At 36.9% G+C, this 24,643-nt stretch carries 29 protein-coding genes and 1 pseudogene; 10 read left to right on the top strand and 20 right to left on the bottom strand.

Annotated features, from left to right (window positions below; genetic code table 11):
- Positions 1 to 5: 5 nt before the first annotated feature.
- Positions 6 to 1,958 carry a hypothetical protein gene (locus tag N9Y32_00325; GenBank protein ID MDB2589466.1) on the top strand — a complete coding sequence of 651 codons (1,953 nt, stop codon included), beginning with the start codon at positions 6 to 8 and terminating at the stop codon, positions 1,956 to 1,958.
- A 1-nt stretch (position 1,959) separates the two neighbouring features.
- Positions 1,960 to 2,349, top strand: a complete 390-nt coding sequence (locus tag N9Y32_00330) for a hypothetical protein (protein ID MDB2589467.1) — start codon at positions 1,960 to 1,962, stop codon at positions 2,347 to 2,349.
- 275 nt (positions 2,350 to 2,624) lie between these two features.
- On the opposite strand, the gene N9Y32_00335 is transcribed toward N9Y32_00330, so the two are convergent.
- From N9Y32_00335 to N9Y32_00380, 10 genes are all read right to left on the bottom strand, one after another.
- Positions 2,625 to 3,080 carry a cytochrome c gene (locus tag N9Y32_00335; protein ID MDB2589468.1) on the bottom strand — a complete coding sequence of 152 codons (456 nt, stop codon included), beginning with the start codon at positions 3,078 to 3,080 and terminating at the stop codon, positions 2,625 to 2,627.
- A gap of 24 nt (positions 3,081 to 3,104) precedes the next feature.
- Complete coding sequence (locus N9Y32_00340) at positions 3,105 to 3,539, bottom strand: hypothetical protein (GenBank protein MDB2589469.1); 435 nt, start codon at positions 3,537 to 3,539, stop codon at positions 3,105 to 3,107.
- A 34-nt stretch (positions 3,540 to 3,573) separates the two neighbouring features.
- Entirely contained in the window at positions 3,574 to 4,086 is a 513-nt protein-coding gene (locus tag N9Y32_00345) for a hypothetical protein (protein MDB2589470.1), read from the bottom strand.
- Between the two features lie 45 nt (positions 4,087 to 4,131).
- Positions 4,132 to 4,464 (bottom strand): cytochrome c, encoded by a 333-nt coding sequence (locus tag N9Y32_00350; GenBank protein ID MDB2589471.1) that lies wholly within the window; start codon positions 4,462 to 4,464, stop codon positions 4,132 to 4,134.
- 134 nt (positions 4,465 to 4,598) lie between these two features.
- The gene (locus tag N9Y32_00355; GenBank protein MDB2589472.1) at positions 4,599 to 5,300 is read right to left on the bottom strand and encodes a copper resistance protein B; all 702 of its coding nucleotides are present in this window, start codon (positions 5,298 to 5,300) and stop codon (positions 4,599 to 4,601) included.
- 15 nt (positions 5,301 to 5,315) lie between these two features.
- On the bottom strand, positions 5,316 to 7,112 hold the full coding sequence (locus tag N9Y32_00360; protein MDB2589473.1) for a copper resistance system multicopper oxidase: 1,797 nt from the start codon (positions 7,110 to 7,112) through the stop codon (positions 5,316 to 5,318).
- Between the two features lie 15 nt (positions 7,113 to 7,127).
- Entirely contained in the window at positions 7,128 to 7,445 is a 318-nt protein-coding gene (locus N9Y32_00365; GenBank protein MDB2589474.1) for a hypothetical protein, read from the bottom strand.
- A gap of 29 nt (positions 7,446 to 7,474) precedes the next feature.
- Positions 7,475 to 8,071: a cytochrome c gene (locus N9Y32_00370; protein ID MDB2589475.1), complete on the bottom strand. Its 597-nt coding sequence runs from the start codon at positions 8,069 to 8,071 to the stop codon at positions 7,475 to 7,477.
- A 285-nt stretch (positions 8,072 to 8,356) separates the two neighbouring features.
- Positions 8,357 to 9,760 (bottom strand): ATP-binding protein, encoded by a 1,404-nt coding sequence (locus N9Y32_00375; protein ID MDB2589476.1) that lies wholly within the window; start codon positions 9,758 to 9,760, stop codon positions 8,357 to 8,359.
- A 7-nt stretch (positions 9,761 to 9,767) separates the two neighbouring features.
- Positions 9,768 to 10,490 carry a response regulator gene (locus N9Y32_00380; protein MDB2589477.1) on the bottom strand — a complete coding sequence of 241 codons (723 nt, stop codon included), beginning with the start codon at positions 10,488 to 10,490 and terminating at the stop codon, positions 9,768 to 9,770.
- A 491-nt stretch (positions 10,491 to 10,981) separates the two neighbouring features.
- Between N9Y32_00380 and N9Y32_00385 the strand changes: the two genes are divergently transcribed.
- The 7 genes and pseudogenes from N9Y32_00385 to N9Y32_00415 all read left to right on the top strand — a co-directional run bounded on the left by N9Y32_00385 (position 10,982) and on the right by N9Y32_00415 (position 16,810).
- Entirely contained in the window at positions 10,982 to 11,539 is a 558-nt protein-coding gene (locus N9Y32_00385; protein MDB2589478.1) for a thioredoxin family protein, read from the top strand.
- Positions 11,540 to 11,652: 113 nt separating this feature from the next.
- A pseudogene (locus N9Y32_00390) lies at positions 11,653 to 11,856 on the top strand (thioredoxin family protein).
- Between the two features lie 104 nt (positions 11,857 to 11,960).
- Entirely contained in the window at positions 11,961 to 13,811 is a 1,851-nt protein-coding gene (locus N9Y32_00395) for a DEAD/DEAH box helicase (protein MDB2589479.1), read from the top strand.
- A 161-nt stretch (positions 13,812 to 13,972) separates the two neighbouring features.
- Positions 13,973 to 14,176: a cold-shock protein gene (locus N9Y32_00400; GenBank protein ID MDB2589480.1), complete on the top strand. Its 204-nt coding sequence runs from the start codon at positions 13,973 to 13,975 to the stop codon at positions 14,174 to 14,176.
- 98 nt (positions 14,177 to 14,274) lie between these two features.
- Positions 14,275 to 15,690, top strand: coding sequence for an exodeoxyribonuclease I (sbcB, locus tag N9Y32_00405; protein ID MDB2589481.1), 1,416 nt, complete (start codon positions 14,275 to 14,277; stop codon positions 15,688 to 15,690).
- 59 nt (positions 15,691 to 15,749) lie between these two features.
- The gene (nth, locus tag N9Y32_00410; GenBank protein ID MDB2589482.1) at positions 15,750 to 16,382 is read left to right on the top strand and encodes an endonuclease III; all 633 of its coding nucleotides are present in this window, start codon (positions 15,750 to 15,752) and stop codon (positions 16,380 to 16,382) included.
- An 8-nt stretch (positions 16,383 to 16,390) separates the two neighbouring features.
- The gene (locus N9Y32_00415; GenBank protein ID MDB2589483.1) at positions 16,391 to 16,810 is read left to right on the top strand and encodes a DUF1841 family protein; all 420 of its coding nucleotides are present in this window, start codon (positions 16,391 to 16,393) and stop codon (positions 16,808 to 16,810) included.
- Positions 16,811 to 16,852: 42 nt separating this feature from the next.
- Here N9Y32_00415 and hisH read toward each other — a convergent pair whose 3' ends face one another.
- From hisH to folB, 9 genes are all read right to left on the bottom strand, one after another.
- Entirely contained in the window at positions 16,853 to 17,497 is a 645-nt protein-coding gene (gene hisH, locus N9Y32_00420; GenBank protein ID MDB2589484.1) for an imidazole glycerol phosphate synthase subunit HisH, read from the bottom strand.
- Positions 17,498 to 17,510: 13 nt separating this feature from the next.
- On the bottom strand, positions 17,511 to 18,092 hold the full coding sequence (gene hisB / locus N9Y32_00425; GenBank protein ID MDB2589485.1) for an imidazoleglycerol-phosphate dehydratase HisB: 582 nt from the start codon (positions 18,090 to 18,092) through the stop codon (positions 17,511 to 17,513).
- Between the two features lie 11 nt (positions 18,093 to 18,103).
- Positions 18,104 to 19,129, bottom strand: coding sequence for an aspartate-semialdehyde dehydrogenase (locus tag N9Y32_00430; GenBank protein MDB2589486.1), 1,026 nt, complete (start codon positions 19,127 to 19,129; stop codon positions 18,104 to 18,106).
- Between the two features lie 93 nt (positions 19,130 to 19,222).
- Positions 19,223 to 19,963 carry a Nif3-like dinuclear metal center hexameric protein gene (locus N9Y32_00435; protein ID MDB2589487.1) on the bottom strand — a complete coding sequence of 247 codons (741 nt, stop codon included), beginning with the start codon at positions 19,961 to 19,963 and terminating at the stop codon, positions 19,223 to 19,225.
- A complete protein-coding gene (gene hisC / locus N9Y32_00440; GenBank protein ID MDB2589488.1) occupies positions 19,956 to 21,038 on the bottom strand; it encodes a histidinol-phosphate transaminase in 1,083 nt (360 codons plus the stop codon). Before hisC ends, N9Y32_00435 begins: the two co-directional genes overlap by 8 nt.
- A gap of 1 nt (position 21,039) precedes the next feature.
- A complete protein-coding gene (locus tag N9Y32_00445) occupies positions 21,040 to 21,792 on the bottom strand; it encodes a hydroxymethylpyrimidine/phosphomethylpyrimidine kinase (GenBank protein MDB2589489.1) in 753 nt (250 codons plus the stop codon).
- A gap of 5 nt (positions 21,793 to 21,797) precedes the next feature.
- Positions 21,798 to 22,418, bottom strand: a complete 621-nt coding sequence (locus N9Y32_00450; GenBank protein ID MDB2589490.1) for a thiol:disulfide interchange protein DsbA/DsbL — start codon at positions 22,416 to 22,418, stop codon at positions 21,798 to 21,800.
- Positions 22,419 to 22,431: 13 nt separating this feature from the next.
- Positions 22,432 to 22,926, bottom strand: coding sequence for a 2-amino-4-hydroxy-6-hydroxymethyldihydropteridine diphosphokinase (gene folK, locus N9Y32_00455; protein MDB2589491.1), 495 nt, complete (start codon positions 22,924 to 22,926; stop codon positions 22,432 to 22,434).
- On the bottom strand, positions 22,919 to 23,275 hold the full coding sequence (gene folB / locus N9Y32_00460) for a dihydroneopterin aldolase (GenBank protein MDB2589492.1): 357 nt from the start codon (positions 23,273 to 23,275) through the stop codon (positions 22,919 to 22,921). Before folB ends, folK begins: the two co-directional genes overlap by 8 nt.
- Before the next feature lie 38 nt (positions 23,276 to 23,313).
- Between folB and plsY the strand changes: the two genes are divergently transcribed.
- Complete coding sequence (plsY, locus tag N9Y32_00465; protein MDB2589493.1) at positions 23,314 to 23,895, top strand: glycerol-3-phosphate 1-O-acyltransferase PlsY; 582 nt, start codon at positions 23,314 to 23,316, stop codon at positions 23,893 to 23,895.
- Here the strand turns inward: plsY and N9Y32_00470 are convergent.
- Complete coding sequence (locus tag N9Y32_00470; protein ID MDB2589494.1) at positions 23,885 to 24,643, bottom strand: ABC transporter permease; 759 nt, start codon at positions 24,641 to 24,643, stop codon at positions 23,885 to 23,887. The genes plsY and N9Y32_00470 overlap by 11 nt on opposite strands.

The raw sequence follows: 24,643 nt of genomic DNA on the forward strand, positions 1-24,643 counted from the left end.
ATCCTATGGAAAATTTACAATTTAAAGCAGATGTTAAATTTATATCTAAGGATTCTCCCTGCTTTAAATCCAAGGATTACCCGCCTAAAGATGATTTTGTAATGTCTATCGATGAAAATGAGGTCATTGTAAGTTTATATGGAGATGATAAATGGGACTTCCGCCCTTTTGGAGGTAAGGGTGAGTTTCAATTTGGAGAGTATGATAACGCCAACAAACGCTTGTTCAAAAATATTATGTATTACCTCATATACAGCCATTTGTGTCCTTCAAAATATGCCAGTTTAAACGCTTGGTATTTAACTCTACGAAAGATTTTTAGATATTGCCACATCAACGAAATAAAAGCTAACGATTTAAGTCGCTATCCTAAGGCTATCGAAGAAATTGCTAAAAAAATTGCCAAAGACTCACCATCAATTTTTGTAACAACAGTTCTTCATCTGAACATTTTTTACAAGAATAATGAGCAAATCGGGTTCACGTTATTAAATAAAAATAGCATTACCTTATTTAAGTCTTTTGACCCATCTTATAAAATGGGACAAACACCATATATTCCAGTGAGAATCTGGACAAACTTTATTCAACATCTCGACTCTGTGTTGGATGATTTTGAATGCAATCAAAATAAACTTGAGAAGCTTTTTCACTATTTAACTTCTGCTTATATTTCAAATGAAAATAAAGGGATTAGGGATCCTAGTCCTTTTAGTCAAAATAGTGCCAAGGATAAAATTAAATATAACGGAACATTTGAACAATATTTAAAAAGAAACAAATTACTAAAGTTTTTTGAACGGCATGTTGAGCGAATTAAAGACTCTAACACATATGATATTAGTCAATTTTCTTCTTTATTAAATAATACAATGTTAAGCTGCTTTATGTTTGTCATTTACTACTCGATAATGAGAAAAAATGAGGCAACCTCACTTCGTGCTGATTGTTTGATAACAGAAACAGATGAAAGATTGGGTGACTTCTTTCTACTTAGAGGTGAAACCACCAAGACTGACCCTGATAGCGATGATCGCTGGGTTGTCTGCAATCGTGTTGAGCGAGCTATAGCCATAGCCAAAACATTGCTAGAGTGGAAGCTTAAATACATAAAGCAGCATAAAGAAACACATTATCTCTTTCAAAAAATAGATGTATGGCGTAAAGATGAGCGAACTTCAAAAGCAAGGGATTATGATTCATGCCAACATTTAATCAGCAGAGATAATTTTAGTTTTTTCAATCTTGAACAGCATCGAATCACCCAAGAGGATTACGAAGAAGCGCTTGCACTTACACCATCTCTGATCAGAGAAGATTGGTTTAAAGTTGGAAACATCTGGCAATTCGGATTTCATCAATTCAGGCGCACCCTGGCAGTTCATTTTGCTTTAAATAGAGTCTCTTCTTCATCCACGCAGCTGCAAATGAAACATGGCACTCGAGAACAACAGTTTCATTATCAAAACAATGCTGGTAGGCTACGCTTAAATCAGTCGGCTGAACAAGAGGTTGTAAATGAATATTACGCTGAAATGGCGAGAAATATATCTTCAGTTGTGTATGGAGAAGATTCAATCACGCACACAAAATCACCTATAACTCAAGAGGTTGCTCGTTTTGTTGAAGAAGGCGAAATGAAGAAGCTACTAAAGGCTCAAAAAAATGGAGCAGTCGGCTACAGAAAGAATTTACTTGGTGGATGCATGAAACAAGGAACTTGTAAATACGGAGGATTTGATTCAATTACCCATTGTGCTGGTGGTAATCGAAAAAGTATGTGTTCAGACCTTGTAATTGATAGCTCAAGAGAACAAGAGTTTAAAAAAGATAAGGCGCACTATGAAAATCAAATGGATGGAGCGCCTGAGAACTCTCCTCGTTACAAGTCTTTAAAGGCTGAGGTTCGAGGTTATAAGAAGGTCCTAGATATTATTAAAAACAAAAAGGCAGTATAGAATGAGTAAAGCAGAAAAAATGTTCAGAGAGGCCTTTAATCGTCTCAAAACTGGCACACCTATTAATACTCCAAAGGGGACTAAAATAAGTCAAAATAATGTAGCAAAAGAGGCTGAAAAACACCCTACAGCCCTAAAAAAAGACCGCTTCCCATTGTTGGTTCTCGAGATACAAGATTATTTAAAACAGCAAGAAATTGATAGTGATCTTCTTAACAAGAAAAAGCAACTACGCAAACAACGAACCCTTGAACAGCGATTGTCAGACTGCAAAAAACAAAGGGATAAGCTAGTTTCTATATGTGAAGCGCAATTTCAACATATAGAGCAACTTCAAGATGATGTTTCTGATCTAGGAAAAAGAACAAGTAAGTCAACACTTACGCTCTAATTACGAAACAACAAATACAGTATAACGGTTCATTAATCTGTAGCAGCCTGATACTTCTAGTCACACTTTAAGACGCTCTATATTTCTTTAAATGATTAGCAGCTCACTCAATGGATAGTGAATCGATTTGATTGAAACTTAAGATAGGCTTAAAGCTAATTACCGGTTTAACTACATAAAATACTTAACTTAAGACTAAAGCTTTTTCAGAAAAGATTGTTTTGGTAAGAGTATTACGGCAAGCAGTGACTGAATAAACCGCCTCCTGCTAAGCACTATTTAAACCTTGTATCGTATTTTTTCTGCAATTCAGCAGGCCAAAGATCATGAATATAATTCAATACTGCTTGTTTTTCACCCTCACTTAATTGATTTTTAAATGCTGGCATCCAACCCCCTAACTTAATACCACCATTATCAATAGTCTTCATTAATGCTGACGGTGAATGGTGCCAAGCATGTGCTGTGCCATTAATGGGTGGCGCAGGAAACTTGCCATTTTCATCTCTTTTCTTCCAATCTTTAACAAGTCCTTGACCCTCTTTACCATGGCAAGAAATACAGTTTTTTTCAAATATTGCCTGTCCAGATTTATCAGTATTGTTACTAGATAAGGTTTTTTCTACTGGCGTATTTGCATTTAAATTTTCCTGATTATTGTTCTGCGCCTCTTCACTATCAAAGCAGCCTGTTAAAAATAATGCACTTGATAAAACGATTAATAGCTTCATAACCTTTCCTCTTTAAATAATTTTTTAATGTCGACCACGTCCGCCGCCCATACCGCCACGACTCATACCACTAGAGCCACCTTGTCCGCCACCCATGCTTTCTCTAAAAGCTTGTCGATCTTGGTCAGACATTGATTGCATTTGACCTCTAAAAGCCTGACGATCTTCATTTGACATTGATTGCATTTTATTACGCATATCGCCACCACTCCCCATGCCATTTTGACCCATCCCAGAATTCATATTATTCATAAATTCCTGTCTTTCTTGAGTCGACATAAGCTCCATATTATTACGACTTTCATCTCTAAAATTTAACCGATCTGAAGCCGATACAGATTGAAACAAAGCGCCCCTATGCGTATGACCTTCATGGACATGATTGGCATCAATAGCCACATCTGCTTGCACCATTTGAGTGCCAAAAATTAACACTGATGTTATTAATATTTTATTCATTGTATTTTCCTTAAAAATTTAACTACGTACTGTATTACATGCGTCCGCCGCCCATGCCACCTGAACTTGAGCCACCGCCCATACCGCCTGAACTTGAGCCTGAATCACTCCCATGTCCGCCGTCTGATGCTCCGCCCATACTACCAGAGCCAGAGCTACCATCCATTGAGCTGCCATGCTCAGCAATGCTAACATCTTGTTGCGCTTGCATGGCTTCTCTAGTACTAGTTGTTACTGTTTCTATGTTTGCTATTGCATCCGATACTGTTAAGTTAGCAGTATCAAGTGCTGCTTGCGCATCTGCTAATAACGTCAAATCAGCTGGGTCTACGGCATCATAGGCCGCTTGCGCGCTGACTAAATCAGACTGAGTAGTTGATACTAGAGCTCTAGCATCTGCAACACCAGACTCTATTTGACTACTGCCATCATTCCAATTAAAGCCACTACTATGATAATTGGCATCATGTGCAGCATTTGCTGTTACTAATAAACTCGCTGAAAAAGCAAATAAAATTCCTTTAATAATCTTTTTCTTTTTATCCATGTTGTTTTCTCCTTTAATTGTTGTTTTATCCTTTGGTTGTTTTTTTTATTTGTTATAAGAGGGTTTTTGTACAGAACGTACATAGGCAACAATATCACTTACCCTTTCAGGTGGAACGCCTGTAATCATAGGCATGTCGCCAAATTTCCAATGATGCTGCCTAACGCCATTCTTAACTGCATAAAAAAATGATAAATCTGAATGATGCAATGGCTCATATGTACTATCGAGTAACGATGGCCCTTGGCCGGTTCCCATCAGACCCTCTCCATGACATCTTACGCATGATTGTTGATATCCACTTTCCCCTTTAGAGACATTAGCTTTGTAATTCAAGCTAGGCAATAGATCTTGACTAGCAACTCTTTTTGACTTCATCCACTCACTTTCGGACAATAGCGTAAAGAAACCAATCATAAGGGCCAATATAACCAATAAGGTCTTACCCATTTTTTTTCAATCTATCAGTATCAATGTAGCAATCACTTAACATTGGTATCTTTCAGGATACTTTAAAACCAAAAGCGAATACCTGTAACAATTTGAGCATCTTCAACATCCTCACCTTCATTATTTGCAAAAGTTGCAGTATTTCCATATTTTTTACCCCAGTTAACACCGACATAAGGCGCAAACTCACGACTTAATTCGTATCTTAGTCTAAGCCCTGCTTCGATATTAGATAACCCTTTCCCTGTGCCGGTCACCTCATCATCTTTTCCAAAGAAATTAACCTCAACTTCTGGCGATAAGACCAATTTCTGGCTAAACATATATTCGTACTCAAGATCTAAGCGCACGGCGGTACGTCCGGATTCACCAACAAACAATGAAGCATCCACTTCAAGCAAATAAGGCGCCAAACCTTTGGCAGCAATTACACCCCAAGTTCGACTAGGCGTGGGCTTGAAATCTTTTTTGATGCCATATTGCAAATCCCAGAAAGGGGTAGTTGCTTTACTATAAAGAACTTGTAATTCTGCTTCAGTGATTTTTCCATTAAGTTTTTCACCTTCAGTTTTAATCCATATTTTTTCAAGATCTTTACCAACCCAAGCGTCAACAGCCCAAACTTTAGGATTAGAGCCTGCCGTGCTTCGTGTTTCAATTTCACCCATCACTTTAGTTAGTATTGGGTCATCATCTACGCCACCTGCATGTGCCAAGAATGATAAGCCTAAAAGCAAACTGGTTAATATTTTTATTTTTTTCATTTTATCTCTCTTTCGTTATACAACATCCACACGACGGAACATGCCCAACATGTGATAAAGTAAATGACAATGATATGCCCAAGAACCTTTGGCATCGACTTTAACGCGATAGCTAATTTTTGCGCCTGGCTGAACAATCACCGTGTGTTTGCGTGGGATATACATATTGTCTCCCGTTTCTAAATCACTCCACATGCCGTGTAAATGCATAGGGTGGTTCATCATCGTATCATTCACAAAAGTAATACGCACAACTTCGCCAAATTTAAATTGTAGCGGCTCAGCATCGGAAAACTTTACACCATTAATAGACCACATATAGCGACTCATATTGCCGGTTAAGTGTAATTCAATTTCTCGATCTGGGTCGGGATACCCATGCGTCATATTTAAATTATACAAATCAGCATAAGTTAACACCTTTCTGCCATTATTGCGCAGTCCAACACCAGGATCATCCAAGCGATATTGCGGAGCCTCTGAGCGCATATCCACATGTGGACCAAACTCAGTATCTACATGTGTCACCATCGAATCCATGGTTGACATTTTTTTACTACCCATGTCCATCTTTGAATGATCCATACCAAGCATTGGTTTTGACATGTCCATACCAGAATGGTCCATACCTTTCGATGGTTTAGACATATCCATTGATCCATGATCCATACCAGCCATGTTTGACATATCCATACCCATATCAGAATGGGATAAATTTGGAACAGCATCTAACGCTGGAACTTCACCAGTCATCGAAATATCTGGAGTAAGCGTGCCTCTAGCATAGCCAGACCTGGCGATATCTTGAGCAAAAATGGTATAAGCTCTATCGTCTTTTGGCTCAACAACAACATCGTAAGTTTCCGCTACTCCCAATCTAAATTCATCAACAGGGACAGGGTCGATATTTTGCCCATCAGCAGAAACTACTGTCATTTTCAGACCAGGAATTCTTACATCAAAGAATGTCATAGCAGAACCATTAATAAATCTTAATCTTACTTTTTCACCTTTGCTAAATAGCCCAACCCAGCCTTTATCAGGTGTTACACCATTAGCCAAATAGGTGTAGGTGTAGCCTGTAACATCGGATAAATCACGCTGGCTCATACGCATTTGATTCCACATTTTTCGATCATTCCAGGTATTTTCCAACCCTTTTTGATCGATATCATTCATCAAATCTTCATGCGTTCTTTCATTGAAATTATAATAATGAGATAGTTTTTTTAGTTTTGCATAGACATCCATTGGATTCTCATCTGTCCAATCGGACAACATAACCACATAATCCTTGTCGTAACTAACAGGATCTTTTTCAATTGGGTCAATCACAATTGGGCCGTACAATCCGGTTTGCTCTTGAAATCCTGAGTGTGAGTGATACCAATAGGTGCCACTTTGGGATGCCTTAAAGCGATAAGTGAAGGTCTCACCTGGTGCAATGCCATGAAAATCATTGCTGATATCGGGGACGCCGTCCATTTCTGATGGCAGAATTAACCCATGCCAATGGATAGAAGTAGACTCCTTTAAATGATTGGTAACGTGTAGAACAATATCGTCACCTTCTTTAAATCTTAACAAAGGTGCTGGCAATGAATTATTGACCGTTGTAGCCCTGCGTTGAGTTCCGGTAAAGTTAACGTTTTGCTCGCCAATGTTTAAATTAAAAACCTGACCTCTTAAGGTATTTATGCCACTCTTGCCACCAACGCCGGCAAATAAAATACCTGGATTAATCGCCAATGCTGTGGCACCCATTGCCACCCCTGTGACAAATTGTCTGCGAGATAATAATTTATTATTCATCTTTTTTCTCTTAGATTAATGGCCGTGAGCATCTTTTGGATGATGATCTGCACCTGACATATTCATCTTTGAAAGCTCATCTGCTGTCATTTTTGAATGGTCCATATCTGACATTTTCATTTTTAGAAGCTCATCTGCTGTCATTTTTGAATGATCCATGCCTTTCATGTTCATCATTGCATGCTCACTTGCTGACATTTTTGAATGATCTGCACCCTGAGAGTGGCCATGACTTGATGAGCCACCTTGGCTCGGATTGTGCCATCTTGCCGTACTATTTGCACTGGCGATTAATACTACTACTGTTAAAACTGCGCTTATTGTATTTTTCATATCTATTTCCTTTTTTTATATTAAATTTATTAGTGTCCGTTGTTATCCACATCTTTGTGTGATGACTCTTTATGTCCATCATCACTAGACGCCTCAAAATGTACTGCGTTGTCTGAATGACTATGACCACCCTCGCCAACCAATTCAAAATATCGATTAGCTGTCATGTTGTTAATTTTTTGAAGAAAGGCTGTCATTTCCCATAATTGTTGATCGGTATGGAATTCACCCCAAGCAGGCATTCCTGTCATTTTAAATCCATTTTTAATGACCCAAAATGTCTCGGCAGGACTATGCTTGTGTTTATCGTCATTTTGATGAAAAATTGGCGGTCTTGGATATAGAGCCTGATTTAGCTCGGTACCTGGTGCACCTGGTGCTAAATGACACTGAACACACATGGCGTCATAATTTTTAGCGCCATTCGAAATCATTTCAATAGAACTTAAATCTGGAACTACTATGTTTTCAGATGCCGAATGCACTGACTTGTCTCTAACTAGCTCAAGTAATTTGGTGGTGATGTCCCAATGCTTATCAGTTGCTGATACATTGTATGACCCCGACAATACAAATGCGATACCACCTACCAAACTTACACTCACCAACCCTAATACTTTTTTCATTTCTCTCCTGTTTAGATTCATATTGGCATTGATGATTATTTTTATAGTCGAACAATGCTGGTTAAATTATTAAACCTGTAACGTAGGTAATTCGAATCAATTATTACTACCCAACAAAAGAGGAGAGTTGAGGGAAAAGTCGGCTGATCAAACTGATTTAACTTGCAGGAAATTATAGGAGTTGATTGTAATTCTAGTGTGTCTAGAAGGCAGACTTTTGTAACAAAATGTAAACAGATTTCACTAAGCTAGTATGAATAGTGATTATGGATTTGGCAGAAGGTGTTATCTTGGTAGCTCGAGGAAGACAGCGATACCACCCTTTGTGGAGTTTTTTATTTTAAGATCGCCGCCATGTGCAACAGCAATATTTCTAGCAATACCAAGCCCCAGTCCAGTGCCGCCGGTTTTATGATTTCTAGATTTTTCCAATCGATAAAACGGTTCAAATATCTTATCTAGCTCTTCATCTGGTATTGGATCGCCATTGTTGTGTATTGTAATTTGAACAGATTTTTTGAAATCCTGCATGTCAACCACAATTTTTCCATTTCCATATCGATATGCATTTTCTAATAGGTTGGTCAAACAACGTTTAATAGAGGTCAATTGAATTTTTATAGGCCTGCACACCTTGCCTTGGATTTCAAATGGCATACCTAAAGACTTAAAATCTTCTTGTAAACTTTCCATTAAAGCCTCTAAATTAACCTTTTGCCTTAACTCCTGTTTTTGTGTGCCACGCATGAAATCAAGAGTAGCGTGAACCATTTTTTCCATATGATCTAGATCACCTTTAATTTCATTACTAAGTTTTTTATCATCTAATAATTCAGCCCGAAGACGAAGGCGCGTTATTGGGGTTTTTAAATCGTGCGATACTGCAGATAAAATGCGCGCACGATCACTAATAAATCTTACCAGTCTTTCTTGCATCGTATTAAAGGCCTGGGCAGCCTGTTGAACTTCTGTAGGCCCTTTGACATCTAATGGAAGATGTTTAATATCTTTTCCTAGTGCTTCAGCAGCTTGAGATAAAACAGATAGCGGCTTTGTAACCCAGCGTACTGCAACCCATGTTAAGAGTAAAACGGCAATCATCAATGCCAATAAAGTCATTGCCAGACGAATAGGCCATTCAAAAATTTTCACAGGTAAAAAGTAATGGAAATCCACCCAAGCTCCATCTTTAAGCCTTACTTGGGCATGAAATGATTTAATTAAAAAAGAAAGAGGTGTCTCTTGAGTTTTTAATTGGGCTGCTGCGCTTGAAGATCCCTGACTTGCAAATTCTGAAGAGAGTCTTGTTTCAACAATTTCAACATGAACCTCGTACCCTAGAGGGAGATTTTGCTGTAAATACTCTTGAAATAAAACAGTCAAATACTCATTATTCTCATCTTCTCTTAATACTGAATGAGTAGAGTCATCCTTAAAATCACTTAAAGAAATTTCAAGAGGATAGCCATTGAGCGCATCAACGATGGCAGGCCTAGATTTAGCATCAATAGAGTCTAGCAATGTAACAATTGAACTAATCTTGTTTGCACTGTCTACACCAATCGTCTGATTCAGGGCAGAATCCCTGTCATAAAGATGAAAAAGGGAGCTTAAGAGTTGTGGCACCATAAGCCCAACCAATAAGATTGCTAGCAGACGCCCATGAAGTGATTGAGGTATAGCTTTCATACTATGATTAATAAAGCCTTACTGCAGGAGAAAATAAATATCCCTCGCCACGTACAGTATGCAAAATTTTCAGATTTTTAGGGGTTTCATTAAGTCTTTTTCTGATGCGTCCCACTAGTACGTCAATACTACGATCAAATGGGTCATGCTCTCTTCCTTGAGTAAGATCAAGCAATTGTTCACGACTCAATGTTCTGCCACTATTTTCAATGAAAATCTTTAATAATCGGAACTCGCCACCACTAAGAGGAACAACTACTTCTTCTGGAGTGATTAGATGACGCTGCTTAAAATCAAGTATCCATTTGGAAAATTCAGCTTTAGTGCTTTTTTCATTTTTAGATATATCGTTAGATATTGAAGCTCTACGCAATACGCTCTTAATACGCGCCAATAATTCTCTAGGGTTAAATGGCTTAGAAATATAATCATCGGCACCCATTTCTAGACCTATAATTCGATCCGTCTCCTCTCCCATTGCAGTTAACATAATGACAGGGATATTGGCATCCACACGCAGCCTTCTAAGTAAAGACAAGCCATCTTCACCTGGCAACATCAGATCTAAAATAATCAAGTCAAATGATGCTTTTTTTAACATTGAAAACATTTGCACCCCATCAGCAGCAACCTCAGCCTTAAACTCCGATTTTTGTAGGTATTGTTTCAATAAATGACAAATTTCTGAATCATCATCAACTATTAACAACTTTGGTGCGCCGCTTCTCACAAATTATATCTCTTTATTTAAAACACTATATAGATTCAAATTTTACTCTTGTTTTTTTAAAAGAAAAAAATGTCAATCTATTATTTTAATTATGATCTTTATGTGATTATAATCACCCATTAGTTTTGGGTATATTTCAAATCATAGCTAACAATCTTCTTATTTTTCTTAAATACAAGAGTCCACTTAATAAAGCTTGAAAATTAATTTAGCACTTACATCTGACTAGCCGAAAAAATAAATACGTGCTAAAGATAAGTTAAACTTCTTATGAAATCTAACTTTTGCACAAGTTCAATAAACTATAAATAAACATTTAATCATTGCATATTGAAGGTAAATTACTAAAAAATAGATCACCAAGAGTAAAAATACAATTACCTGATGCACTTGCTCTTTCGGCACTAGTTAGTCTTTAATCTGTCAATAACTTTAATGAAATAATGTAGTATGTAGATCCACAACACCATAGCAAAGCAAAGGAGGGGAAAATGATTAGCTTAACAACACCTGTATGTGATTTCAATGCACCTGCTATTGACTTTGATTTACCTGATATCTATGGGGACAGATGGAATCTTAATAAGGCCACTGGTGAAAATGGCTTATTAGTAATGTTCATCTGTAATCATTGCCCTTACATCAAAGCTATTCTTCCTAGACTTGTTGAAGATACTAGAAAACTAAAAGACGAATACGGTATTAATTCAGTGGCAATTATGTCCAATGATCAGTCTTTATATGATGAGGACTCAACCGAGAATATGATTCAAATCTCAGAAAAAATGGACTTTTCATTTCCATACTTGATTGATGAAACGCAGGAAGTTGCTAAAGCCTACGGAGCAGTATGCACACCGGACTTCTTTGGTCTATCAAAACACATGACGTTGCAATATCGAGGTCGCTTTGACGCTTCAAGAAAAGACATGGCACCTAAAGACACTCGTAGAGATTTGTTTGAAGCGATGAAGGAAGTTTCGCAAACTGATAAAGGTCCAGAAGGCCAAATCCCTTCTATGGGGTGCTCTATCAAATGGAAAGAATAATCACTCAAAAGGTATAGACAAAATAACTGCTAAATTTGTCATAAAATTAAAAAAATATAGACATTAGAAAAAGTACTGGAAAGCCTTATTTTTAAAGGTCTAGAACTAGTGTCTATGGTAGTGTCTGTTTACCGTGTAAAGTTTATAATGCGAATTTGGAATTGCAATATCGCGGTCGATTAGACGCTTCTCGCAAACAAAGTGCTGCTAAAGATGTAAAACGTGACTTGTTTGATGCCATGAGTCAAGTAATAAAGACCAGTCAAGGACCTTTAGATCAGATACCTTCAATGGGCTGTTCGATTAAATGGTATTAGTGCTAAATCATTAGTCACCAAATATAACAAATACCTAATATATACCTATTAATCCTATGTCTTAATGGGTATAATTGCGATCTTTGCCTGTCTTATAATTTCTTATGTCTGAACAAACTACTGATAACCAATCACCAAAAACTTTTAGTGATCTAGGTCTTTCCGATTCAATTCTTGGTGTGCTAGATTCACTTGGTTATGAAACTCCAACCCCTATTCAAGAGCAATGTATTACCAACCTTTTAAAAGGTGAAGACATTATTGGCCAAGCACAAACAGGCACAGGAAAGACAGCGGCTTTTGCGTTGCCATTATTAGACAATATCGATCTAAACCTTAATGCGCCACAACTACTAATCTTAGCACCAACGCGCGAACTGGCTATTCAAGTATCAGAAGCAGTTCAAACTTATGCTCGCGGTATGAAAGGTTTTCATGTACTACCTATTTATGGCGGTCAATCATACGATATCCAGCTACGTCCATTAAAGCGTGGTGTACATTGTGTAGTTGGCACGCCAGGTCGTGTCATGGATCATATTAAGAAAGGCACTTTAAAACTTGATCAGTTGAAATCTTTTGTTCTAGATGAAGCGGATGAAATGTTGAAGATGGGCTTTATTGATGATATTAAATGGGTAATGGAGCGCATTCCAGAACAGCGTCAAATCGCCTTATTCTCAGCTACCATGCCGTCTATTATCAAACGTGTTGCTGAAAAATTTTTAAACAATCCTAAGGTTGTTAAAGTTAAGACGAAAACAGAAACGGCGCCATCAATTACTCAAAAATATTGTTTAGTGGGTGGATTGCATCAAAAACTTGACGCACTAACAAGAATTCTTGAAGTGACTGAGTTTGATGCCATGATTATTTTCGCTAGAACTAAGACATTAACCGTAGAATTAGCAGAAAAATTGTCTGCAAGAGGCTTCTCTGCAGAAGCAATTAATGGTGACATTCAACAAAGTCAACGTGAGCGAATGATTAACAACTTCAAAAAAGGCAAAATTGATATTTTAATTGCTACTGATGTTGCTGCTCGTGGACTAGATGTTCCAAGAATTTCTCACGTGGTTAACTACGACATTCCACAAGATGCTGAAACTTATGTACATCGTATTGGCCGAACTGGCCGTGCTGGCCGTGCTGGTGATGCTATCTTATTTGTATCACACCGTGAAAGACGTATGCTTAATAATATTGAGCGCGTTACTCGCCAAAAGATTGAGCCTATTGAGCTTCCTACTGCGAAAATCATTAACGAAAAGCGTATAGATACATTTAAAAAGAAGATTACAGAAACGATTAACAATCAAAATTTAAGTGTTTTTGAAAAATTAGTCACTGAATTTCAAGAAAATAATGAAGAAGCAGGAGCTGTTAAAATTGCTGCTGCTCTTGCATTTATCGCCCAAGGGAATGAGCCATTACTATTATCTGAAAAAGAAAACAGCTTTAGCAAAGGTCAAAAGTCTGGTGAAGAAAAGATAATTCCTGTAGAGGCAAACTCGCTTAAAAATAACCCTCAAATCCCAATGCGCCGATATAAAGTCGAAGTTGGTAACAGTAACAACGTTAAACCTGGCAATATCCTTGGTGCTATTGCTAATGAAGCTGATATGGATAGTGCATTTATCGGCTCAATCCAAATATTTGACAACTTCTCAACGGTGGATTTACCTGATGACATGCCGAAAGAAACTTTCGAAGTGTTGAAAAAAACCATGGTTAACGGAAAGAGTCTTAGCATTACTGAGTTAACTGAAAAAAACAACAAAGCAACTGTTGGTGGCGGCGCTAGTCAAGGCGCTAGAAACTTTGGTCGTAAGAAGTTCTCTAAAGATTCTCGTAATGATAGTCGTGGCTCTAAAGGCGGTAGAAGAGGAGACGGCAAAGGTAGAGATGATAGAAAGCCTAAATTCTCACGTTCAAAACCTAAAAATAAGTCTTAAATTAAATTAACCCTTGCAAGAATCAAAATTACGTTAAAATACACGTGCTGGTTAAAGTATACAGCTACTATTTATATTGTTTGACTGATGGTTTCATCTTTTCTAAGTTATAAATGTGGTCTATGTTTTTCGGTATTTTTTTAAACTTAAAAGGAGACATTATGTCTACAACAGGAAAAGTAAAGTGGTTTGACGCTAAAAAAGGTTTTGGTTTTATTGAGCAAGAAAATGGTGACGATGTATTCGTTCACTTTCGTGCAATCCAAGGCGACGGTTACAAGCAATTAGAAGAAGGTCAAGAAGTAGAATTTGATCTAGAAGATGGTGCTAAAGGTCCTCAAGCGGCTAACGTACACCCACAATAGTTTTTAGCACCTCCTTAGTGAGGTCTTTAAATTATTGATAAAAGAACCCAGTTTAAACGCTGGGTTTTTTATTGCAAAAAATTCGTTAAAATAAGACTATGAAAACATTTTATTGGTACGACTTTGAGACTTTTGGCATTAGTCCAAAAATAGATAGAATCTCGCAATTTGCTGGCATCCGGACAGATGAGAATCTTAATATACTTGATGAGCATATGTTTTATTGCAAACCCACTCATGATTGTCTTCCCTCGCCAGAAGCATGTGCAGTTACTGGTATTAGCCCGCAACTATGTGAGCAGAAAGGCATGATTGAGCATGAATTTATTAAAAAAATACATGAGCAAATTTCAACACCTAATACCTGCACTGCTGGCTATAACTCAATTCGGTTTGATGATGAGTTCACACGATATGCACTTTATCGTAACTTTCTAGACCCTTATGCTTGGCATTGGCAAAATGGCAATACGCGCTGGGATATCCTAGATGTGGTCCGCATGTGTTATGCACTTAAAAAAGATGCTAGTCTTAATTGGGTTTATGACGATAGTGGTAAACCAATTTTTAAATTAGACCGTCTTTCTCCTGCCAATGGCATAGAACATTCAAATGCTCACGATGCATTGGCTGATGTTCGGGCTACGATTGCTATCGCTAAAATTATTAAAGAATCTCAACCACAACTATTTGATTATGCCTTTAAACTGCGTGAGAAAAAATTTGTAGAATCTAAAATTAATCTATATGAGCCTATGTTGCATACTTCGGGCATGTATCCAGCTCAAAAATCATGCACTCGTCTATCGGTTGCCTTAGCCTATCATCCAGAATACAAAGATCGAGTAATTGTGTTTAATCTAGATCAAGATCCTTCAATTCTTTTAGAGTTAAATGTTGATGAGTTAAAAGTGCTGATGTTTACTAAGCAATCTGAATTGCCTGAAAATGTTGAACGCTTACAAATCAAAGACTTGATTTTTAACAAAAGCCCAATGTTTGTCCCTAATATTTACAAAATCGAACCAAAAGTGGTTAAACAACTTCAAATTGATATGAGTACTTGCTTAAAACATCTAGATTTTATAAAAGATAATCAGTTTGCTATAGAAAAAGTTATCCAAAATTTATATAAAAATGACCAGGGGTTTGAGCAAAGCAAGGACGCTGATCAATCTTTGTATGGTGGTTTCATGGATAATGCAGATAAGCGCATTGCTGATCAAATACAAACGTTAAATATAGGGGACTTAAAAGACTTTCATCCTAAATTTAAAGATGAAAAACTCTCTAACTTACTTATACATTTTAAAGCTAGAAACTACCCAGAGTCTTTAACAGAAGATGAAGCTGAAAACTGGTTTGAAACTGTACAGGGTAGAGTTCAGACAGGTGAAAATGGCTATCTCTCTGTTGATGATTATCTACAGCGTATCCATGTCATGCGTGAACAACATCCACAAAAGGAAACTCTTTGGCGCCAACTTGAAAGTTATGGCGAATCGTTTTTCTAATAACTAAATAGATTTCAGGTATAATCTTTTGCTATTAGGAAATTAAGCCAAAGAAGAAAATGAACGCTGAGACTCGTTTTGAAATGTTTGAAAGGTTACTGAAAAAGATACCTAATCCAACAACAGAATTAAACTACTCAACCCCGTTTGAGCTTTTAGTAGCTGTTACTTTATCGGCACAAGCAACGGATAAAAGTGTCAACAAAGTAACGGATAAATTATTTCCAATTGCTAATACACCGGAAGCTATTTTTGAGCTCGGTGAAGACACACTTAGAGAGACTATTAAAACAATCGGTCTATTTAATTCAAAAGCAAAACACATCATACAAGCTTGTAAAATTCTAATCGATAAGTACGACTCAAGTGTGCCTGAAACTCGTAAAGAATTAGAAGCATTACCAGGCGTAGGTCGCAAGACCGCAAATGTCGTCTTAAATACAGCATTTGGCCACCCTACCATTGCAGTTGACACACACATCTATCGTGTTGCTAACCGTACAGCAATTGCTAGCGGCAAAACAGTACTAGAAGTTGAGAAAAAATTGGTGAAATTTATTCCTGATGAGCATCGCGTTCCTGCTCATCACTTAATGATTCTTCATGGTCGTTACACTTGTAAGGCTAGATCGCCACTATGCACTGAATGCATTTTGCTTGATCTGTGTGAATATGAAGAAAAGAACCTATAGTTTAATTCGTGCTTTACACACAAGATAGATCAGAACAAAGAAAATTTCTATCTGCCGCCTGGCAAAAATTTTTAAATAAGCAGATCCTTGATCCGCTTGAAGATCAACTTACAAAAGTGATTGAAATTCATCCTGAATATCACAAGCTTATCCAAAATGTTGAATCGGACTATTTTCCAGAACAAGGCGAAGTAAACCCTTTTTTACACATTAATCTACATTTATCTTTACAGGAACAATTGTCGATTAACCAGCCACATGGCATTCAAGAAATTTATAAAAAAATACTTAGTAAGACTCAAGATGCTCATCAAACTGAGCATTTAATGATGGACTGTATTGCTGAAATGATTTTCTCGGCGCAAAAAAATAATACGCCTATGGATCATCAAGCTTATGTTGAATGCTTAAAATCTATTGCCTATTAAATTAATGTTAAATCTAAGCTAAGCTAAGCACTTATAAATATTTTAGCCTTTCCAGTTTACGAAGTTTGTAAGCAATTGCAAACCATCATGTTGTGACTTTTCAGGATGGAACTGTGCGGCGAATATATTATCTTTCGCAACAGCGCAAGTGAAATCTAGGCCATAACTAGTGGTGCCAGCTACTATTGAAGGATCAGCATGAGCAACATAATAACTATGCACGCTGTAGAAACGAGCATTATCGTCAATATTATGCCAAAGTGGGTGTTCAATCGACTGTTTAACGGTATTCCAACCCATATGTGGAATTTTAAGTTCACTGTTTGCAAACTTGACCACATCACCAGACATGATTGACAAGCCCTTTGTTCCACCATTCTCTTCAGAAGAATCAAACAACAATTGCAAACCTAGACAAATACCTAAAAATGGTTTTTCTTGAGCATTACGCTTAATAACATCTATTAGATTGTGATCATTCAATGCTTGCATACAAGCACCCATTGCTCCCTGACCAGGAAACACAATGCGATCTGCCTCATTAATTAAATCAGCATTATCTGTTAAGAAGACTCGATCATTAGGTGCTACATGCTCAATAGCTTTTTGCACACTACGCACATTGCCCATGCCGTAATCGACAATCGCAATACTTTGCGCTCCAATAGGAGCTCTCTTAGCTTGCATATTTATGAATGCACTACAAAGAGCCTTTAGTTGAAGGAATTATGCCCGCTTGACGTTCATCAGGCGTTACCGCCATTCTTAGCGCTCGTCCAAATGCCTTAAAGATAGTTTCAGCTTGGTGATGCGCATTCACACCTTTTAGATTATCAATGTGGATTGTCACCAATGCATGGTTAACAAATCCAGTGAAAAATTCTGAGAACAAATCAACATCAAATGTACCAATTAAAGCACGAGTAAAACGTACATTAAGCTCTAAACCAGGACGGCCAGATAGATCTAGCACGACACGAGACAAGGCCTCGTCTAATGGCACATATGAATGCCCATAACGAGTAAATCCTGTTTTATCACCCATGGCCTTAGAGAAGGCCTGGCCTAATGTAATACCAATATCTTCTACACTATGATGATCATCAATTTTCGTATCACCATCACACTTAATTGTTATATCCATCAGTCCATGGCGAGCTACTTGATCCAACATATGGTCTAAAAAAGCCACACCAGTATCAATATTTGCCTGGCCTGTTCCATACAAATTTAGCTCAACTAGAATATCAGTTTCATTGGTTTTTCTGGATACTTTAATCATTTTTTTATAGTTTATAAATACTCTTCAATTAAAATTTCAGCAATTTGAACGGAGTTCAGTGCTGCGCCTTTACGAATATTATCAGATACTACCCACAAGTTTAAACCTTTCTCATGAGAAATATCTTCACGAATACGGCTTACAAACGTATCGTCATGATTAGTCGCTTCAATAAATGGCGTTGCATAGCCGCCATCTTCGCGCTTATCCATCACTGTTACACCATTCGCTTCTGACAAAATCTTAGTCGCTTCCTTGACGGTAATTTTTTTCTTAGTTTCGATGTTAATCGCTTCAGAATGACCATAGATAACTGGCACACGCACGGCAGTTGGGTTAACTAAAATACTCTCATCCTCGAAGATTTTTTGAGTTTCCCACACCATCTTCATTTCTTCTTTTGTATAACCGTTATCTTGAAAAACATCGATATGAGGGATAACATTAAAAGCAATTTGCTTAGGATAGACTTCAACATCAACATCGGTATTGCCACCCAATAATTTAGTTGTTTGTTCAATTAGCTCAGAAATAGCCTCCTTGCCTGATCCAGATACTGCTTGATAAGTAGCGACATTAATACGCTCAATACCTACCGCATCATAAATCGGCTTTAATGCAACTAGCATTTGAATAGTTGAACAGTTTGGATTGGCAATAATATTGCGCTTTGTATAGTCTGCAATTGCATGAGGGTTAACCTCAGGCACCACTAAAGGAATATCTTTATCACGTCGAAAATGTGCCGTATTATCAATGACAATACAACCTGCTTCTGCCGCTATAGGTGCATATTTTTCTGAAATATTTCCACCGGCTGAGAATAGACCTATCTGAGCCTTAGAGAAGTCAAATGTATCTAGATCTTGAACCGTCCAACTTTTACCCTGGCAAAACACTTTTTTACCAGCAGAGTTTGCACTCGCTAATGGATATAAATTATCAATAGGAAAGTCACGCTGTTCTAAAATAGAAAGGATAGTTTCGCCCACAGCACCTGTTGCGCCAACAACAGCAACGTTAAATTTCTTGCTCATAAGTATTGGAATAAAATCAAAATTAAAGTCTGTATTATACTAGACTTTAATAAACATCGTAATGCTTGAAATAAGCACCACCTAGGTATTTATCTAAACAATATTATCAATATCAATATACTGATAATCCAATGAAAACTTCTGGCTTAGATGTTGGCAAAGTGCTTGCACGCCATAACGCTCTGTTGCGTGATGCCCTGCTGAAATAAAGGCAATATCATTTTCTTTGCATATGCAAGGAATTTGTTCTGAAACCTCACCAGTTATAAAACAATCTGCACCGACATCAATAGCATGCTCAATGTAGCTTTGTGCGCCGCCAGTGCACCAGGCAATTTTTTTGATTGGTTTATTTTTAGACCCAAATACCAGTGGAGTTCTCTGAGTAACACTTTGAACAGATTTTTCCACATCGGCCAAACTTAAATCGACCTGACCTTGCCAAACTAGCGTGTTGCCCACAGGTTGAGGATTTTGAATATTCAAACGCATGGCTAGTTGAATATTATTACCCACTAACGGATGAGCATCCAAGGGTAAATGATAAGCAAATAAGTTGATATTATTGTCTAATAATGCTTTGATTCTATTTTTTTTAATGCCAGTAATCACGGGGCTTTCATTTTTCCAAAAAAACCCATGATGGACAAATAGTGCATCAGCTTTTTCATCAATAGCACGTTCAATTAGGTCTTGATTAGCACTCACGCCAGCGATAATTTTACTCACATCTGACTTCCCTTCGATTTGCAATCCATTTGGGCAATAATCAGAGAATTTAATAACATTTAAATACTCATTCAAATAAGTTGCAAGTGTTTTATTGTTAATCATTATTGTTCATTTTCAAACTATAGAATTCTTTCACAATACTGATAAACTGCTTATTTTGGTTATTATCACCCACCGTCACTCTCAAGCAATTAGTTAATTTAGGTGCGCCACTTAAGTTTTTAATAAGTACGCCATTAGCTTTCAAATAGTCAAATAACTCTTGCGCTTTTGGCGCTTTAAATAAAATAAAATTGGCTTGTGACGGATATGCCAGAAGACCTTCAATTTGTTTTAGTGCGTCTGATAAGATTTGACGTTGCTCGATAATAATGGCTGCATTTTTATTAATCTCATCTTTCTCTTTTAATAAAAAATTAGCGCTCACTTGAGTAAGAATATTAATATTGTAAGGCAGTCGAAGCTTATCTAGCTCTGTGACTGTATCTTGAGAACCAATCAATAGTCCAAGACGCAATCCAGCAAAGCCAATTTTAGATACTGTGCGCAATACAACAAGGTTTGGATATTTCCCTATATCTGATATAAAGCTATCACCAGCATAGGCGTAATACGCCTCATCCAAAACTATCATAGCATCAGTCATATTGATAATCTTTTCAATAGCAACCCTATCAAATGTGTTACCTGTTGGATTGTTAGGGTAGGCAATAAAAATAAGCTTCGGCTTATGTTTGTTGATTGATTCTAGTGTATTGTCTAAATCAAGCTTATAGTCTTGAGTTAATGGCACACCTTGATAATTCAGACGAGTGAATTTAGCAATCATGTCATACATCACAAAACTTGGCTCAATACTCAAGATGGTGTCACCAGCATCACAAGCTAATGCTAACAATTGAATTAATTCATCAGACCCATTGCCTAATAAAACTCCAAAATCTTTAGGGATGTTCATTAAATCTCTAAGAGTTTGGTTTAACTCATCAGCACTTGGACTTGGGTAACGATTAAGCTGTGCATCGGCTAAATAGGTCAAATATTGACTGATAAGCTCATCAGGCAATGCAAAGGGTGACTCCATAGCATCAAGCTTTATAAGGCTGTCAGAACTTGGGACATGATAAGCGTTAATTTCTTGAATGTTGGCTCTTAGCCAATTGTGTATAAAACTCATGTTAAGGACTTATTCTATTTGGATGATATTGCATTTTACCTATTCGCTTGGCACTTAACAAAGTTTGATACGTATAGTCTAATGCTCTCTTAACAGCAACACTTACATCTAGTTTAGCAGCAATTAATACGCTAATCGCGCTGGCTAATGTACAGCCAGAACCATGGTATTCACCAGGCAGTTTATGGTATGAAAAACACTCATATAACGCACCTTGATGATATAGGCGATGTTCAATATTATTTTCAGATGAATCTGTGGTTGTTATTAAAACCCATTCACATGGTAGAGATTTAACAGCCTCTTGCTCAGATAAGTTAGGTGCCAATTTTTCCAATTCAGAAACATTGGGAGTTAAAAGAAAAACTTTAGGAAGTAGCTCTATTTTAAGAATGTCAATAGACTTCTGTACCAATAACTCATCATTAGTACTAGCTTTGATAATAGGATCAAGAATTACTGTATGGCTTTTAGTCAACCAGTTTGTTATAGCCTTTATTTGCTCAATAGAAGACAATAATCCAATTTTTACAACATCGATGTCAATATCTTCTGCTAAAGCATTTAACTGTTTAATAATTAACTGCGGATCAACTGGCCGTACTTCACTTACACGGTGCGTATTTTGAACAGTTAGTGATGTTACGATAGGTAATGGCGTTGCACCAAATTGATTAATTGTCTCAATATCTGCAGCAATTCCAGCCCCTCCACAAGGGTCTAAACCTGATAAAACTAAAACACGATCAAGCACAGATATTATTTGGACTCTTTTGCAATTAAATAATCGGCTACTTTAAACATCCTTAATTCACTACCTGCATGAGAAGCATCTGTCCAATATTTACCATTAATGATCAAAGCTGGAACACCAGAGGTTTGATATTTAACCGTATTAATTTTTGACTTATTCACCTTAACTTGCACTGAGAAAGATTTGAAAGCACCATTGGCTTTATCTGTATCAACACCCTGATCACCTAGCCACTCAACAAAGTCTTCTTGATCAGTAAAAGCCGTTTTTTGTAAGTGAATAGCGTCAAATAGCAAACCATGCAAACGATCAACTTCATTTAATTGTTCTAACACATAATAAAAAATAGCGCCATTAATCCAGCGGTCTGAAAAAACAGCAGGTTGGCGAATAAAAGCTGTATTACTAGGTAGTTTCTTAACCCAATTGCTCAATACAGGTTCTACATTAAAACAATGAGGGCAGTAATACCAAAATAATTCTCTCACTTCAACTTTGTCACCTGTTACTGTTTTAACAGGTTTATCGAGGGTTATATAATGCTCGCCCTCTATATACGATTCGGCAAAAATAGCCGTGGAAAAACTAAGTAAAAATACCGATAAAAGTAGTCTGATTTGTTGCATAAATTTCTCTATATTATGGAAGAATTTTGTCGATATTATACTGCGATAACTCAAATTGATTATCTGTTTGAAAGGACTGCCAAAGTTGTTGATAGGTTTGTTTTGTTAATGGGTGAATTTCACCACCACATAACTGTGCCAAAGGTGCCAATACAAAAGAATATTTTAAAATATCATCTCTAGGTAAGTTCATTTCTTGATTGACAATATCATCATAAGTCACTAAATCTAGATCAATCAATCGAGAAGAAAATTTAGGCTGAGAGCGGTCTCGACCGAATTTTTTTTCGATATCTTTTAACACTGCATTGACATCTTCAATATTGAGTTGAGTAGTTGCATTCATGCCAAGATTGTAAAAATTGTCCCCTTCAAACCCTTCAGCAGGAGACTCAAAAATATCGGAAATTTTAGTATTAGAAAAGTTTAGCCTTAAAAAATCAATGGCACCAGAAATATTAATCTCTCGATTCTGATTAGAGCCGATATTAATATGAATATTAGCCATTTTTACGTCTATTAATGACCACTCCAACACCTTGTGCACCAGTAACTGCTTTGCCTTTATTCAAAGTTAGCTTAACCTGCTCAACATTAAACTCACCTAAGATAATTTCACAAATTCTCTCAGCGAGCGTCTCTACTAATTGAAACTCGCTATTTTTTACAAAATTAATTAATCTCTTGGAAACAGCTTTGTAATCAAGAGTTTGATCAATATGATCAGTTTTACTAGCGGGGAAAATATCAAAACCCATTTCAATATCTAAGGTTATATCTTGGCGAATTTCACGCTCCCAATCGTAAATACCAATAACGCAATCGATTTTTAATCCTTGTATAAATACTATATCCATGCTTAAATTAATCTTTAAATAATAATATTGAAAATTATATGCTACCTCTGCTCATCATTTTTGCTTATCTAATCGCCTCAATTTCTATGGCTATTATTATCTGTAAAATTTTGGATTTACCTGATCCAAGAACCCAAGGCTCTAATAACCCCGGCGCTACAAATGTACTTAGAATTGGTGGCAAGAAAGCAGCTGCTGCAACACTTATTGGTGACGGATTAAAAGGCTTTATTCCAGTTGCTTTAGGACAATATCTAGGAATTGGTGATCAAGAGTTGGCATTGATTGCGCTAAGCGCTTTTTTAGGACATGTTTATCCTATATTTTTTGGCTTTAAAGGCGGCAAGGGCGTCGCTACCTTTATTGGCAGCTTGTTAGCGCTTAATTATTTTGCTGGCTTGGCGTTTATTGTCACTTGGCTATTTGTTGCCAAAGTACTCAAAATTTCATCGCTATCAGCGCTCATCGCTACCTTTTTAACACCTTTATTTTTCTACTTGATAACTAAAGAGCTAGGAGCGACTTACATACTCATACTGATTTGTATTTGGATTTTCTACACACATAGAAGTAATATCAAGCGCATGCTATCTGGAGAAGAAGGCTCAATCAAGTCTTAATATTAACGCCTTTTTTGAGTAGATAAAAAGCAACAATAGCGAGCATCATAATCATGGTTATTAATACTAACATTGACACTAAAAGATCTGTTGTTGAACTGCCCAAAAATCCCATTCTAAAGCTGTCTACCATATAGTATATTGGGTTAAATTTACTCAAGGTTTGCCAAAATTCTGGCAAAATTTCAACACTATAGAACATGCCACCTAAATAGGTCATTGGCATCAGAATAAAAGTTGGAACGATGGAGATATCATCAAATGACTTGGCAAAAACAGCGTTAATAAATCCTGCCAATGAAAACAAAATAGCCGTTAGTAAAAATGTCATCAATACAATCCAAATATTGTAGATCTGCAGCTCGACAAAAAGAGATACTGCAATAAAAACACCAAGCCCTACGACAAATCCACGGACTATCCCACCTGAGATATAACCTAGTAAGATGACCCAATAAGACACAGGCGAAATTAATAATTCTTCAATGCTATTATTAAATTTAGCCAAAAAGAATGAGGAAACTGTATTGGCATAAGAATTTTGAATAACCGTCATTAAAATAATACCTGGGATAATAAAATGTAAATAATCTACACCTTGCATATCACCAATACGTTCACCCATTAGGCCGCCAAAAATAAGCAAATAAAGAGAGGTGGTGATAACGGGAGGGAAAATAGTTTGCACCCAAATTCGGGTAAACCGTAATATTTCTTTAACAACAATCGTTTTATAAGCAATCCACAT

This window comes from Candidatus Thioglobus sp., assembly GCA_028228555.1.
Classification (GTDB): domain Bacteria; phylum Pseudomonadota; class Gammaproteobacteria; order PS1; family Pseudothioglobaceae; genus Thioglobus_A.

Excerpts from the sequence above, each read along its gene's own strand:
- N9Y32_00325 (MDB2589466.1), top strand. The coding sequence starts at position 6 with ATGGAAAATTTACAATTTAAAGCAGATGTTAAATTTATATCTAAGGAT.
- N9Y32_00330 (MDB2589467.1), top strand. The coding sequence starts at position 1,960 with ATGAGTAAAGCAGAAAAAATGTTCAGAGAGGCCTTTAATCGTCTCAAA.
- N9Y32_00335 (MDB2589468.1), bottom strand. The coding sequence starts at position 3,080 with ATGAAGCTATTAATCGTTTTATCAAGTGCATTATTTTTAACAGGCTGC.
- N9Y32_00340 (MDB2589469.1), bottom strand. The coding sequence starts at position 3,539 with ATGAATAAAATATTAATAACATCAGTGTTAATTTTTGGCACTCAAATG.
- N9Y32_00345 (MDB2589470.1), bottom strand. The coding sequence starts at position 4,086 with ATGGATAAAAAGAAAAAGATTATTAAAGGAATTTTATTTGCTTTTTCA.
- N9Y32_00350 (MDB2589471.1), bottom strand. The coding sequence starts at position 4,464 with ATGAAGTCAAAAAGAGTTGCTAGTCAAGATCTATTGCCTAGCTTGAAT.
- N9Y32_00355 (MDB2589472.1), bottom strand. The coding sequence starts at position 5,300 with ATGAAAAAAATAAAAATATTAACCAGTTTGCTTTTAGGCTTATCATTC.
- N9Y32_00360 (MDB2589473.1), bottom strand. The coding sequence starts at position 7,112 with ATGAATAATAAATTATTATCTCGCAGACAATTTGTCACAGGGGTGGCA.
- N9Y32_00365 (MDB2589474.1), bottom strand. The coding sequence starts at position 7,445 with ATGAAAAATACAATAAGCGCAGTTTTAACAGTAGTAGTATTAATCGCC.
- N9Y32_00370 (MDB2589475.1), bottom strand. The coding sequence starts at position 8,071 with ATGAAAAAAGTATTAGGGTTGGTGAGTGTAAGTTTGGTAGGTGGTATC.
- N9Y32_00375 (MDB2589476.1), bottom strand. The coding sequence starts at position 9,760 with ATGAAAGCTATACCTCAATCACTTCATGGGCGTCTGCTAGCAATCTTA.
- N9Y32_00385 (MDB2589478.1), top strand. The coding sequence starts at position 10,982 with ATGATTAGCTTAACAACACCTGTATGTGATTTCAATGCACCTGCTATT.
- N9Y32_00395 (MDB2589479.1), top strand. The coding sequence starts at position 11,961 with ATGTCTGAACAAACTACTGATAACCAATCACCAAAAACTTTTAGTGAT.
- N9Y32_00400 (MDB2589480.1), top strand. The coding sequence starts at position 13,973 with ATGTCTACAACAGGAAAAGTAAAGTGGTTTGACGCTAAAAAAGGTTTT.
- sbcB (MDB2589481.1), top strand. The coding sequence starts at position 14,275 with ATGAAAACATTTTATTGGTACGACTTTGAGACTTTTGGCATTAGTCCA.
- nth (MDB2589482.1), top strand. The coding sequence starts at position 15,750 with ATGAACGCTGAGACTCGTTTTGAAATGTTTGAAAGGTTACTGAAAAAG.
- hisH (MDB2589484.1), bottom strand. The coding sequence starts at position 17,497 with ATGCAAGCTAAGAGAGCTCCTATTGGAGCGCAAAGTATTGCGATTGTC.
- hisB (MDB2589485.1), bottom strand. The coding sequence starts at position 18,092 with ATGATTAAAGTATCCAGAAAAACCAATGAAACTGATATTCTAGTTGAG.
- N9Y32_00430 (MDB2589486.1), bottom strand. The coding sequence starts at position 19,129 with ATGAGCAAGAAATTTAACGTTGCTGTTGTTGGCGCAACAGGTGCTGTG.
- N9Y32_00435 (MDB2589487.1), bottom strand. The coding sequence starts at position 19,963 with ATGATTAACAATAAAACACTTGCAACTTATTTGAATGAGTATTTAAAT.
- hisC (MDB2589488.1), bottom strand. The coding sequence starts at position 21,038 with ATGAGTTTTATACACAATTGGCTAAGAGCCAACATTCAAGAAATTAAC.
- N9Y32_00450 (MDB2589490.1), bottom strand. The coding sequence starts at position 22,418 with ATGCAACAAATCAGACTACTTTTATCGGTATTTTTACTTAGTTTTTCC.
- folK (MDB2589491.1), bottom strand. The coding sequence starts at position 22,926 with ATGGCTAATATTCATATTAATATCGGCTCTAATCAGAATCGAGAGATT.
- folB (MDB2589492.1), bottom strand. The coding sequence starts at position 23,275 with ATGGATATAGTATTTATACAAGGATTAAAAATCGATTGCGTTATTGGT.
- plsY (MDB2589493.1), top strand. The coding sequence starts at position 23,314 with ATGCTACCTCTGCTCATCATTTTTGCTTATCTAATCGCCTCAATTTCT.
- N9Y32_00470 (MDB2589494.1), bottom strand. The coding sequence starts at position 24,643 with ATGTGGATTGCTTATAAAACGATTGTTGTTAAAGAAATATTACGGTTT.